The organism is Gracilibacillus sp. YIM 98692, assembly GCF_010993965.1.
Taxonomy (GTDB): Bacteria; Bacillota; Bacilli; order Bacillales; family Amphibacillaceae; genus Gracilibacillus.
Map to the genome: position 1 here is coordinate 1 of NZ_WIXM01000036.1, position 13169 is coordinate 13169.

General features: G+C 38.5%; 8 protein-coding genes. 2 read left to right on the top strand and 6 right to left on the bottom strand.

All coding sequences use genetic code 11. The features are described 5' to 3' along the window. Positions 1–729: 729 nt before the first annotated feature. Positions 730–2730, bottom strand: a complete 2001-nt coding sequence (locus tag GHD00_RS18505; RefSeq protein ID WP_163539690.1) for an acyltransferase family protein — start codon at positions 2728–2730, stop codon at positions 730–732. 250 nt (positions 2731–2980) lie between these two features. After that, positions 2981–6250 carry an SH3 domain-containing protein gene (locus GHD00_RS18510; protein ID WP_163539691.1) on the bottom strand — a complete coding sequence of 1090 codons (3270 nt, stop codon included), beginning with the start codon at positions 6248–6250 and terminating at the stop codon, positions 2981–2983. A gap of 236 nt (positions 6251–6486) precedes the next feature. Between GHD00_RS18510 and GHD00_RS18515 the strand changes: the two genes are divergently transcribed. Then, the gene (locus GHD00_RS18515; protein WP_163539692.1) at positions 6487–7950 is read left to right on the top strand and encodes an O-antigen ligase family protein; all 1464 of its coding nucleotides are present in this window, start codon (positions 6487–6489) and stop codon (positions 7948–7950) included. A 354-nt stretch (positions 7951–8304) separates the two neighbouring features. Here the strand turns inward: GHD00_RS18515 and GHD00_RS18520 are convergent, their stop codons facing one another. The 3 genes from GHD00_RS18520 to GHD00_RS18535 form a co-directional block, all read right to left on the bottom strand. Then, positions 8305–9339 (bottom strand): GNAT family N-acetyltransferase, encoded by a 1035-nt coding sequence (locus GHD00_RS18520; RefSeq protein ID WP_163539693.1) that lies wholly within the window; start codon positions 9337–9339, stop codon positions 8305–8307. A 237-nt stretch (positions 9340–9576) separates the two neighbouring features. Beyond that, entirely contained in the window at positions 9577–9810 is a 234-nt protein-coding gene (locus tag GHD00_RS18525) for a hypothetical protein (RefSeq protein ID WP_163539694.1), read from the bottom strand. Between the two features lie 518 nt (positions 9811–10328). Continuing rightward, positions 10329–11456, bottom strand: coding sequence for an acyltransferase (locus GHD00_RS18535; RefSeq protein ID WP_163539696.1), 1128 nt, complete (start codon positions 11454–11456; stop codon positions 10329–10331). 175 nt (positions 11457–11631) lie between these two features. Here GHD00_RS18535 and GHD00_RS18540 point away from each other — a divergent pair, with 175 nt between their 5' ends. Continuing rightward, entirely contained in the window at positions 11632–12666 is a 1035-nt protein-coding gene (locus GHD00_RS18540; RefSeq protein ID WP_163539697.1) for an acyltransferase family protein, read from the top strand. Here the strand turns inward: GHD00_RS18540 and GHD00_RS18545 are convergent, their stop codons facing one another. Beyond that, positions 12667–13065: a lytic transglycosylase domain-containing protein gene (locus tag GHD00_RS18545; protein ID WP_163539698.1), complete on the bottom strand. Its 399-nt coding sequence runs from the start codon at positions 13063–13065 to the stop codon at positions 12667–12669. It abuts the gene before it with no gap. Positions 13066–13169: the final 104 nt, after the last annotated feature.

Genomic DNA, 13169 nt, shown 5'->3' on the forward strand with positions numbered 1-13169 from the left:
TACTAATCAATACCCGAATTAACCTACGATATTACGAATCAGGGGCTAGTTTCGTTCATTATAACTCTAGTGGAACCAGGACGCGTCTGAAGACCCCGCAGGCAGCGAATTTTTGCCGAGGAGGCTGAAGCCGTCCCCACTAGACGCGGAGTGTTCTACCGGAGCGATAGGGGCAGCTCATGTTTTAAGTAGAATGGAACACAAAAAAGTCCTCCTAAAAAATGGAGGACTTTTTCAGTGGCTTCGAAGAGCAGCTTCCGAAGACCCCACAGTGAACGGGTTTGGTGAACGAGGAGGCTGAGGTGCTGCCCCCGGAAAGCGAGTGTTTTTCCGCAGCGACGATTACGCACTCATCGAGACAAGTGGAGGGAAAATTCCCAATGTTACTGCGCAGTTTATGGCTACTACGAATGAATTTTATACTTCCTATAGTGCTAAAAATAAACGAGGCTGGGTCAAAACATAGTATTAACTCAGAAGACGAACAATAAATCTTAAACGCAGATACTAAGCGGAGTCAAAATACGGAGACTCCTGTGGGAACAGCACGGGCTGAAGATCCACTTGGTGAAGTGTTCTTCTTCACCAAGTTAGCTGAAGCCGTGCCCACGGAAAGCGAAGTATTTTGACGAAGCGATGCAAAGAACTCTTCTAAAATACGAAAATCCGAACAATGTGAAAATGAATGCGTCCGGATTATCGTATTCTTTTGTCCCAACCTTGTTTCCCTTATTTCTGATCAATTTTTTCAAAGGCTTCTAAAAAGTATTCTCTTAATGGTTCTGCTAGTGTCCTGGCGTATGTGGCTGTGAGGTGATGTTGATCACGGTATACAATCACGTCGCCTATGACAGGGTAGCATGCTTCCTCGTCACAGAAGTAATCCGATAAGTCTGCGAAAGTTACGTTGTCTGGGATGTTCTCGGTTTTTTCCCAAGGAATTTCTTCTGATAGGACATATTTCCGTTTTACAGTGCATTCCTCGAATCCTTTTTCCTCGATACATTGCGGAACTTTTTCGGGCATTCTCGGATTATCTCTAACGGCTAGCACTTCAGTAATTCCTTCCAGTTTCTCCCACATACCGATATATCCACTAGGGACGGTACTGCCACCAGCAACGCTAGCGGTAGTGAAGATTAGGTCTGGAGGGTTTTCCAGCATTGGTTCTAAGATGTTGTCGTTCCATTCCATACAGGATTCGGAGAGCTTTCCATCGAAATCATTGGTGGAAAAGCGACAAGCATCTTTATTATATAATTCAATTTCAAAGTTTAAGCTTTCCGATAACTCTTTTAATGGCGGATACCAGTGACCAGAATGCGATCCGCCAACGAGCGCAACGGTATAATCAGGATTATCGGTGTTGCCTCTGTAACAAATCTTTGCTTCTGGGTCAGTTGTACTGGAGTAGCACTCTTTATCATCATAAAATTCAGCTAAATCTCCTGGCGCTTGTAAAAGCGGTGGGGTTAATTCCCCGCTAGGTGCCTCACCGATATGATCATGGATAGATGGTGCATCCAGTTCTTCTTCCGCATCGGTTTCCTCGTTAATCTCTGCTAATGTTTCCTTGACATGGATATTCCATGACGTACCAACAGCTACAACTGGTAATAGGAAGCAAACGAGTACGGTTGCTAGGCGGACTTTTGACTGTTTTACACTAATTTTGCGTACAGGTGTTTCTAGCATTTTGGTAGAGGCAAAAGATAACACAAGTGCCGTGAGAATGATCGCCACCCCGCCTATAAACGAGGCCTGCTCTACGCCAAAGTAAGATAAATAGAAAATTAATAGCGGCCAGTGCCATAGATAAAAGGCATATGACATGCTGCCCAAGTATAGCAATGGCTTGGATCCTAAGAAGCGCTGCACGCCATATTTGCTGGCATTTTCCGCTGATACAATGACGAGAATAACACCAAATGTCGGCAATAAGGCAGCATACCCTGGAAACACATCTGTTACGGGCAAAATGATTCCTGTTAACGATATGATAGCAAAACCGAGCCATCCAACAATAAGGTTCACTGATTTTTTCCATGATAAGTAAGGAATTAAAAGTGCCAATATCCCACCTAAACTAAATTCCCACACACGGGCAAAAGAATCAAAATAGGCCCACGGCTGATTGACGGTCGTGATATAAATCGAATAGCTTAAAGAAGCAATAAAAATGATTGATAATATCGCTAATAGTGTTTTTCTGACAGGTGTTTTCAATATTTTTCTTGCGATCAAATAAGCGATAAAAATCACAATTGGCCAGGTCACATAAAACTGACCTTGAAGCGATAACGCCCAAAAATGCTGGAATGGACTTGCTGCATTGTTTTGTGCTAAGTAATCGACCGCATTAAAGGCTAATTGCCAGTTTTGATAATAAAAAATAGAAGCGAAAATCTCTGGTATCGTGTCACTCCAACGGGATTGCGGCAAAATATAAATAGCGCCTATGGTAACAAAGAAGGAAACGGTTAGTGCTAAGGGCAACAATCTTCTCATAAGGCCGAGTAAATATTCGAATATATTCACTTTTCCTTCTTTTATCATTTTCGATAATAAGGAGGTGGTAATTAAATAGCCAGATACGATAAAGAAAACATCTACACCCCCGGAAACAGAGCCTAACCAAATATGGTAGATTGCTACTAAAAAGGCAGCAAGCACTCTTACGCCTTCAATTTCCGGACGGAATCTCTTTTCTGGTGCTTTTAAATCGGTCATTTTCTTTCATCTCCAATATAAATGTTAAATAGCGTGTCACGGATGATCAAGCTAATAAGGATTATAATCAATTGGTTAGATTTTGACAACTATGGATAGGATTTGATACGAGCTTTTTTCTATACCTGCTTTTCATTTCTTCTAGGTTAGAAAGTGCTAAGATACCGCTTCGGAAATTAACGCGGAACAAATATATGGAATATTCTTCTAATGTTATCAAAAAAAGAAATAAGTGCCTCCTTAGAGACACTTATTGTTCTTCGATAAAGTCACCGTGTACCCAACCGGTTTGGTTATCATAGATAATTTTGTACCAACCGTCTTCTTTAATAAAGTTATCATCTTCGTCCAGATCACCAGTAACATATTCGTTATTGTTCAATTCTCCGATGACATCTCCATCTGTTGAAGGTTCGTCACGTACACGTAATACACTATCACTGTGAATACCGACTACTTTTAACTGTTGGCTGAATTTAATATAATCACCATGTGCCCAGCCAGTGTCACTGCCTGCTTGCAGCTTATACCAATCGCCATTCTCACCAAGGATTTCTAGCTTTTCTCCTTTGTCCATCATTCGGACTTTGCTAAAGCTAGTGGATGGTCCTTCACGAAGGTTCAAATCGGTTGTCGTCTCAGCTTTCGTACCTGCTGAAGAGATATCTACATAATATCGGTCCCCAGCAGTTGGCATAGCGCTTGGACTCGGCTGATTTTTATATTCTGGTACATCGAATTTCAATGTGTAGCTGTCTAATGAATTATAGATCTCAGCTATATTTTTCGTTTGAATAATCGCCCAACTTACATGTGTCGCGTATTGCGGATAGCCAGGGCTGCTTGGATTCCAGCGCATTTTATAAAGCGTATCTTGTCCTCTTTCAATCCAGCCTTCCGCTATAAATTTCGCTCCGCCAATCACAGCCGCTTCTGGTGTAAACCATTCTTCGTCATAGGCATGCTCAGACCCGCATTTTGTTGGGCATGAGTCATACGCTTTAATCCCGTACATATTGTAAACGGTCTTGCCATTGACTTCTACTCCTTGTGCAAGGGTAGATTTCCCGTGAGCTGTCTCATGCAAGGCATGAGCAATCAGGTACGCTTCATTCACATTATATTTTTCACCTGCTTCAATAAATGCTTCTGCTGTACCTTCTAAAGTACCTTTTCCTTTCAGCACTTTCTCATTGATCTCATCAGCGTTTAAATTGGCCGATTGAGACAAAATCAAGAACTGCAGATAGGCGCTAGAGTCTCTATCGAAAGATTCTGGGTGCGCATAATAGGATACTAGCTCTTTACTTGCTAAATATTTCCCAGCTCCATCTACTTTAGGCGTTCTCTTCATTTGCTCGTCTAGCATGCTTTCATAATCGTGCGAATAGCTACTATAGGTAAATTGACGCTTATCCTCTACAGCAGTGTGATAAATGTAGCCAATTCTGCCGCCAAGATCGATCTCATACCAATTGCCAACACGACGAATATAAGGATAAACTTGACCTTTATCCATTTTAGCAAATGCTTTTAAAGAGCCGGATGAATTGTCCTGTACGATAGCTGTTTGGGAAAATGTCAGCTTATCACGTTGATAGCTCGGATCATCGCTTCTATTTGGCGGTGCAGAGCTTGGTTTCGTATCTGCTTTCCAAACATAGGCATTTCTATCGCCAAATTCCAATTGATGCCAGTTCCCTAAATCTCGTGTACGTTCTAAGACAGCACCTTTTGGCAACGTACCTGCTCGTTTCAAGCTTCCTGAGCTCTTATCATAAATCGTCAGCCCATCTTTTAATACTTCAAAATATTGGTCCGAATCTTTAAATGTACGGCTTGTTGCTGGCTCATAAACATAACCTTTTCTTCCACCGTAGTCAATGATCGCCCAGTTTCCAACTGTTCTCACATAGTTAATCGATTCGCCCTCTTCGATATAACCAAAAGGAACAAGAGAACCAGATGAATTATCATAGATGGTTAAGCGCTCAAGAGCAGTGAGCTCTCTGCTTTGGTAATCACTAGCTGAATACCAATTGGACTCTGCTGACTTGCTCGCAGGCTTTGTCGTCGACTTTAATACATACCTTGGTTCACCAGCCACCATGATTTTATGCCAATTGCCATAGTCCGCTACTCGCTCATACACTTCCCCTTCACGCAACACACCGGTTTTTTCTAAACTGCCAGAGCTATTATCATAGATAGATTGATAGTCTACTAGCACCTCGAAGTATTTGGTGTCATTGGTAAAAGGTTTGATTGCAGCAGGCTCGTAAACATAACCGGTTCTTCCGCCAATTTCTACGATAAGCCATGACCCAACTTGCTTTACATATTGGAATTCATTACCAGCATAAATTTGAGCAAACAGTTCTAGTGAATCGCCAGAGTTGTCATAGACGGTTAAGTTTTCCCATGCTCTCGCTTTATGACTGTGACTAGAAGGACTTGTCCAGTTCTGAACAGATTCTTCCGATGCAGGTTTTGTCGCCTCTTTCCAGACATAGCCGGTTTTTTCAGCAAATTGGATCTTATGCCAATTTCCGACACTTTTGATACGTTTGAAGACTTGTCCTTTTTTCAGTTTCCCAACAGACTCTAAGCTTCCTGAGCTGTTATCGTAAACCGTCAAATTGGACACCGTGACTTCAAAATATTGATCCGAATCAGAAAATTGGGCGTCAGCTTCTGCTATTTCCATGGTTTCGTCTGTATCGTTCTCTTCCGTTGATGTTTCTTCCGTGTTTTCTTCAGTGGATGGCTCTTCCTCGGTGCTTTCTTCTTCAGAAGCCGTATCTTCTTCAGATGCTTGTTCCTCTTCTGTCGTTGCCTGCTCCGATTCTGCAGATTCTGATTCCTCAGATGCGTCCGATTCCTCAGATTCTGTTGCCTGCTCTTCGCCTTGATCCGCTTCCTCTTCTTTTTGCTGCTCTGTATCGTTTTCTACAGGATTGGATTCCTGTTCGTTACTTTCCTCGGTTGTATCCTCTTCGACTGCTTCTTCCGTACTATCATCAGATGTTTGAACATAAAAAGATTGCTGAGCTAGCTCTATCTCTATGTACTCATCTGTTTCCGAAATAACAGAAACCGTTACGTCTTCTAATACTTCTCCTGCTCGTCTCTCCCATTGGTTGTCTTGATATAACACCGTTTCAGCAGATAATGTCGTTTTTTGTGTTGATTCTTGTTCTTCCTCTGCTTCTTCAGTCTCCAATGGTTCAAGGAGATGCTCATCTATAACGGCTGAATCTAGGATGATTTCTTCTTGTCCCCATTGCAGTAGATACTCTTCTTCCGCTAGTTCACTGACTACAATGGATGTATCTTCTTCCAAAGTACCGAACAACGTCTCCTCATGCTGTACTTCAAGTGAATCCTGTACAGTCAATAAGTGCAACGTTTCCTTGGAATCATCCTCTTCTGCTGCTTCGGCATAGGCGCTTGGCAGAACCAATGTAAACAAGGTCAAGAGCGCTGCCATTTTACCGATAGAATATATGAAGTTTTTCATAGATTTTGATTGTTCTCCTCCCCTCTTCAAAACTATCAGACTCTTCTATTTTATATGGTTCTACAAGATTTTTCGAGAGTTTTTTTTCCTAAAATATTCATTTCGATAAAAAAGGCTTCATTTACCATAAAAATTACACAAAATTTTTACATAACGTATGATGGACAACATAATATAAATTACGATATACTTTGAATGATTGTCTTTAAATGATTGAAAAGGGGTTTATATGACCAATGTCAAAGTTATTAAATAATGAAAGGTTTTTTTTCATACTCACATTATTTATTCTGTTTCAACCAATTCTAGATATATTAACGGCATTAACGATCCGTTATTTAGATATTAGCCTTACCGTAGGAATTGTCGTTCGTGTTTTATTTATGGGTGTTGCCCTTCTTTATATTTTCTTTGGCAGTGAACACCCCTATAAAAAATATATTGTCGGTTATTTAGCGTTATTGATTGCCGTTCTCGGAATTGGCTTTATCAATAACTTCTTCCAAAAGCCTGTCTTCAATTTGTTTATCGAAGTGCAATGGCTGACGAAAACATTATATTTCTCCGTGATGCTTTGCTCCATGCTGTTGCTTTTCTCTAACCGGAAAATGTTGGAGCAGACAAAAGCAAGATTATTACATTATATTGTCTATGCATTGCTGATTGTCTCGGTCAGCATTTTTATTGCGATTCTTACTAACACTTCTGTTAATTCTTATGAATGGGTAAAAGGCGGATTTAAAGGTTGGTTTTATTCCGCTAATGAATTAAGCGCCTTGCTTGCTATCGGTTTTCCGCTAGCTTATGTGTATGGATTGAGGAAAACAGAACAATGGCGTGATTTCCGATACTGGATACCCGCTGTGATTATCGGGATTACTGGCGGCATTGTAGGCACTAAAGTTGGTTTATTCGCTGTTATCATTACGAGTATATTACTCAGTCTTTTTACGGTGATTCACTTTCTTATTTTGTTTTTCCAAAAGAAGACCGAGCATGGTTCATTCTTACAAAAGCTAGTGTTTAGTTTAGGTTTTCTTGCGATGCTTTTTATTTTCTCTCCTTTTACACCTGGTTATCAAAACTTGTCTGTAGATATGCCAGCCCCTGACCAAAATGATATAGATAAAGGGTTTGAAGACTTGCTCACTGATGAAGATGAAGGGGAAGAAGAAAATGATGGGAATACGAACGATGGTGGTAATCAAGACGGAAAAGACGAAGAGGAAGAGATTGTGGAAGGTGAAGATACACGCATTACCTTTGAATTAGATGCACCGATTATTAACAAAATTTTAAGTTCTAGACAAATTTATTTTACATGGCAATTGAATCAAATGGTACGGGCAGATGTATCCCAAAAAATTCTTGGGATGGGTTATGCGGGCAATTATATTAATAACCGTAAGACGATAGAGATGGATTTTTTTGATATCTTCTTCTCTTATGGTATCGTTGGTTTCCTTTTAGTGATGTTTCCATTGTTCCTATTAATTTGGACAGTTGTAAAAAATCTATTTACAAACTTTCAAGAAGTTGTTAAGATAGAAAATATAGGACTTATGGTCTCTATATTACTTGGATTAGGTATCGCATTAATAGCTGGGCACGTATGGGTGGCACCAGCAGTTAATATATACTTAGCGATGTCTATGGTTTTACTTTATATGAATTTAAAAGTGAAAACTAAAAACGACTGAATAATGCTCCCTTAGTAGCACCGATTAGGACAGAAACGCCGTCTGAGTCGGTGTTTTATTTTTTTATCATACTTATATGTGTTCTTTTCAAAGATGAGTGCTTATTCGACGCTGCGTAAAGATACTCGCTTTCCGCGGGCAACGCTTCAGCTTCCTCGGAAGTAACAACCACTTCCTGCGGGATCTTCAGCTGTTGCTTTTCCCGCAGGAGTCTCGCATCTTTCGCAGCTTATTCTGCTTTCCATCATTTGACGTAGAGCCTTTTATTATACGCAAAAAGCCCTGTGAAGAATAATTTCACAGGGCTTTCCTTTTGCATCGGTCATTTGGTTTAGGTCTATGGACTCTTTTGGTTTAGAATGAGTCAAGATCCCCATTCGTTATGTACCATTTTTCTATATCCTTTGTATAAATAGGATCTGCTGTGGTTTCTTTGGCTACCATTGGCATTGGGGAGTCTTTATGTATGAAGCCGTATTTTTTTAACCTGTGATAAGTCGGCATATGGGATAATGCCCAGGCTTGTATCACTGTTGCCTTTTTCATTCGAGTGACTGCCGTTTCTATTAAGGCTTGGATCACCTTGTCATTATCCCAATCTGCAACATCCATATCGATCAACATTCCATTACAAAATCCATTCGCATCAGGCTCTGTTATGCGATACACCATATAGCCTTTCACTTCATCATTATCTATGTAAGCAAGCATTTGATAATTGCGCTCAGGATGATCAAAATAACGCCAATTCAAGTAATCCTTGTGACGATTGAGTTTCACTTCAAAATGAGCTTTTCCATTCTCCTGTAACGCATCAAATCTTTCGTCACATCTGGTGATTTCTTGAATCCCATCATGATGTTGTTTAAAAGGGCGTAACCGAAATGCTGCGATAGGTTGATCTAATAGTTTGAACCATTTTAAAAAAGAGAATTTTTTCGTCATGGCTTCCACTGGCCTCAATATGTACATAAGCCTAGGTACATCAACGATATGTTGTGCATTCGTATAACGAATAAAAAGCTTTTTCGCTGTCTCAGCTGGAAAACCATATAATAGTTCTATCCCTTCTTCCTCCGCATAAGGAAGCAGTGCTTGATTTAATTGTTTATAGATCCCCTTCCCTCTCGCATCAGGATCTACCATCGTATCTACTCTCGTTCCTATTTTCGTTTTTTTCTTATCAATAAAGGCATCTTGCACCCATAAGCTAATATGTCCTAGGATTTGATCATTTTCTTCATATAAAAGGATAAACGGATTAGAGTCATTTGGGGTCTGTAAAAATTTCCATTTCCATTCGTCTAAAGATATCTTATGGCCAAACACTTTTTCAAATAATGCGATAATCTGGTGTTCGTCTCCTTGTATATACGGTCGAACTGGCATGGCGTGTTCACTCCTTTTTCCTTCCTTATTATATCAAGTCTTTCTCTTTTCTACCAAAATAAATTGCGCTTCTGCCATTTACTTAATAAGCAAAAGGCATTGCCAACTCTTGTTCCACTCTTGCCTCCGTTACTTAAACAAGGATTGATCCTTTAAAACGAAAAAGTGCCAGCACCGTTCACGGACAATTGTCCGAAACGAGTGCCTGACACAGATTGTGGTTGGAACAACAGAAATCTATCTACCCCGTTCTTCTCTTCGTTCTTCCGTTATTCTATTCCATGTTTTCCCATACACTTGATCTTGAAGAATCTCTTGAGAGGGAGTAAGTGGATCTTCTTCCATGATGCTTTCATTCTGTCCAGGATACTGTTCAAATTCCGTATCTACCACATCATTTAATACAGCTGAACTATTCGTCTCTTCTCGAACATTTTCTACCTGCTTTTCAAATCTTCTTTTTTCGTCCATATTTACCTCCATCAAATACGATGATATATAGGTTTAAATATCTTACATTTTTATCATTTGCAACACGCTTTAAAACATACTTAAGCTTCTGAAGAGAATGCGTATTACTGGAGTTCAAGTTTAGACTCCGATTTGGTTAACTATTCCTTAAACTACTGATTCATATTTAGACTATTCATTAGGATTATCCGTTTCCCCTTAAAGAAAGGGACTTAAATGCCCTGTATTAATATGTTTTCAATTAACTGTCCAAGCAATTAATAATATCACAAGGTTAAGTACCAAAATGAATCACCACACTACCAAAAATGACACTTATAACGGTGATAAGTGCCAAAATCAAGACTGCTCTAATAAACTTGGCACTTAACCGCTGAATAAATACCAAATCAATAAGTAATACAATGAAAATGACACTTATCGTTTTATTTAGCATACAAAAAGCATACTAAATCCATATTTCGCTTATTTTTTAGTTTTTCTCGATAGAAAGTGAACTACTTACCCTAAGTCAATCATTATGAGGAGTTTCGCATGCTCCATTGATGGCTTTCGGAAACAATCTCTTTTTTACGCCGTGCTGGGAGTTTTCCGAAAAATAGTTGTGCGAATGGGACGAATCGATGTGTCAGCCAAATAATGACAAAACATAGCACGACCGTCAGCACATAGCGTACCGTAATATCAAAGTGGAACCAGTAATTCGTTCGGACGGTAGTAAATCCCGCTACCTCTTTGAGCACTAACGGATGGATTAAATAATAGCCAAATGAATATACCGCTACATGCTTTAACTTACCAAGGTGTTTGGTACTTAAACGACTGGTTATTTTTTCAGATAACTTAAAGAAAAAATAACTTCCTAAAACAAGGTAACCCAGTTCGGTTAATTTATAAACAGGACTGTACACTTGGATTTGGTTCAGTGTATAGCCGGCATAATGTAAATAGAACAATACACTGCCTATGCCTAATGCGATGACTCCAATGACTGCTGTTGGTATCCATTTGCTTGCTTTTTCCTTTTCTTTTAAGTAGTGCAATCCGATCCAGCCACCTAATAGGAATAACGAAATTTTGTTAAAAAATAGGTTGTGAGCGGATAAATCAAAGGTGTTTTGTATGAAAATATAGATCAGGTGTAAGACAATTCCGATGATCCATAAATATTTTCGTACAAAATCGCAATTTTGTGTTGCCCAGACAAATAGCGGAAGCACTAAATAAATTTGGACGATAATAAAGATAAAATAAAGCTGATAGTAAGATTCACCTTGTAAAATACGAGAGACTACCTCTGAAAATATCAGCTCTCTATCAATTTTGACATGGGCATACCACTCATAAATCAAAGCCCATATAAGATATGGAACGACAATGAACATCGCTCTTTTTTTGTAATAATCAATCAGACTCGCCTTGTTCCATTCTTTTTGAGCATAATTAAAAAAGAACACAAGACCTGTTAACAAAATAAATATACCAGCTTCGACACGGATCATTCTGCTTAGAAAATGATACTTCTGAAAGGCGCCGCTTAACACATCGAAACTTTCATTATACACACCAACCGTATGCACCAACACCACCATTAGCATTGCTGTCAAACGTAATATATAGATGGATTCTATTCTTGTTTTTTTCATTGTGTGATTTTCCTTTTCTATTAAACTTTTTATTACCTATACATTCGAATCCACCTATCTATTTTTTGAGGGAGTCTTTCATTTCGGCATTCGGGAGTTAATTGAATCAGCAATTGACATATGCATGGATACATAGTAATCTAATGAAGTATTTTTTTTAGATTGGATGTTTCATATGATAAAAGAATGGAATTATATAAGAGTTTTAGCTTGCCTCAGTATCGTTTTTCTGCATAGTAATACGTATACTCGAATTGTAGTTGGAAGACCGGATATAGGGGATATATACGACATTATTCGAATTCTGTTCTGTTACGCTACGCCTACGTTTATTTTGTTATCTGAAATTATATTAGCAAATAAATATCATCAAAAAATACCGAAGGGCTTTTTTACAAAAAGACTGAAATTTATATTGATACCTTATATCATTTTTGGGCTGATAGATGCCATATTGACCAAGCAACAATATCCGTATATAGATCTATTGCTAAGAATCAAAAACAACTTACTGTTTGGTACATTTGAAGGCTTTTTTGTATTAGTAATTATGCAATTTTATATATTACACTTTTTAATTACACGTTTTCGAATACCAGCAGCAGTTTTTGTGCCGTTCAGTTTCCTAATCATGATCATTCACCATAGTATCGTAAAACTAGAACCGGCATTCCTTTCTGATGTTTTAGCAAGAGAAAGAATTTTATTTTCTGCTTGGATAGGGTATTTTGCAATAGCTTATTTGATCGGTCGTTATTACAACACGATCAAAGAACAATTAAGTAAATATAAAATCAGCCTTTTTATTGGGGTGTTATTGTCTATCGCAGTGGTTGTACTATCTTTTTATTTAGGAGAAAGGACTGTAAACTCCAGAAGATTGGATTTAATCTTCCTGACAACCTTTGTTTCTCTTTTTCTGATAAGTATTCATAAGTGGATGCCTAATCTAAGCATCATTAATACAATCAGCAATTATTCATTTGGTATTTATCTGATTCATTGGCAAGTACAGCGATTTATAGCACCTATCGTAGTTCCTTATTTTGGTTCTACATCATTGCAAGTAGGCGTATTATTTATTGTTACTCTTTCATTAACCATGACTATTATGAAACTAATCTCCTTTATTCCTTACAGCCAATTTATTATAGGTAATGTGCAGAAAAGGAAATATCAACAAGTTTCCAATGAGAAAAAGGCAGCTTAACTAAAAAGACACAAAGATGTTATCATCTTTGTGTCTTTTTCTTATGATTCTACTTCTGTTAAATATCGATAAAGAAATAAAGCAAAATGTTCCCGCTTGTATACTAATAGCTTCCAACCGATCTTCATCCACTTCCAAGTCAATATTATCAGGCGTCACCTGCATGACTCCAATAACGCCATCATCCGATATATTAGGCTCCCCGTCTTCATTAAAATGCTCATAATCGGTTTCGATAAACGCAATCGCTTTTAAAATTTCAGGAGGTACCTCTTCCTCTATTGCAACACTCGTAATCTTTTCTTTTATTTCAGCTACTGATAGATTACTTGCTTCTGCATATGTAACAGGTGATAGCAAGAAAAATATTAGTGCTGAAAATAATAATTGCCACTTCATCTATTAACCGCTCTTTTCTATGATTATAACTCTATTATAGTATAGATTTTTGGAAATACTAACAGATAAAGAAAGCTTGACTATCCGCCTAAGCTATGGCGCAG

Bases quoted from the DNA above. Each gene is read 5' to 3' on its own strand.
- GHD00_RS18520 (WP_163539693.1), bottom strand. From the start codon at position 9,339: ATGCCAGTTCGACCGTATATACAAGGAGACGAACACCAGATTATCGCA.
- GHD00_RS18505 (WP_163539690.1), bottom strand. From the start codon at position 2,730: ATGACCGATTTAAAAGCACCAGAAAAGAGATTCCGTCCGGAAATTGAA.
- GHD00_RS18540 (WP_163539697.1), top strand. From the start codon at position 11,632: ATGATAAAAGAATGGAATTATATAAGAGTTTTAGCTTGCCTCAGTATC.
- GHD00_RS18510 (WP_163539691.1), bottom strand. From the start codon at position 6,250: ATGAAAAACTTCATATATTCTATCGGTAAAATGGCAGCGCTCTTGACC.
- GHD00_RS18545 (WP_163539698.1), bottom strand. From the start codon at position 13,065: ATGAAGTGGCAATTATTATTTTCAGCACTAATATTTTTCTTGCTATCA.
- GHD00_RS18535 (WP_163539696.1), bottom strand. From the start codon at position 11,456: ATGAAAAAAACAAGAATAGAATCCATCTATATATTACGTTTGACAGCA.
- GHD00_RS18525 (WP_163539694.1), bottom strand. From the start codon at position 9,810: ATGGACGAAAAAAGAAGATTTGAAAAGCAGGTAGAAAATGTTCGAGAA.
- GHD00_RS18515 (WP_163539692.1), top strand. From the start codon at position 6,487: ATGTCAAAGTTATTAAATAATGAAAGGTTTTTTTTCATACTCACATTA.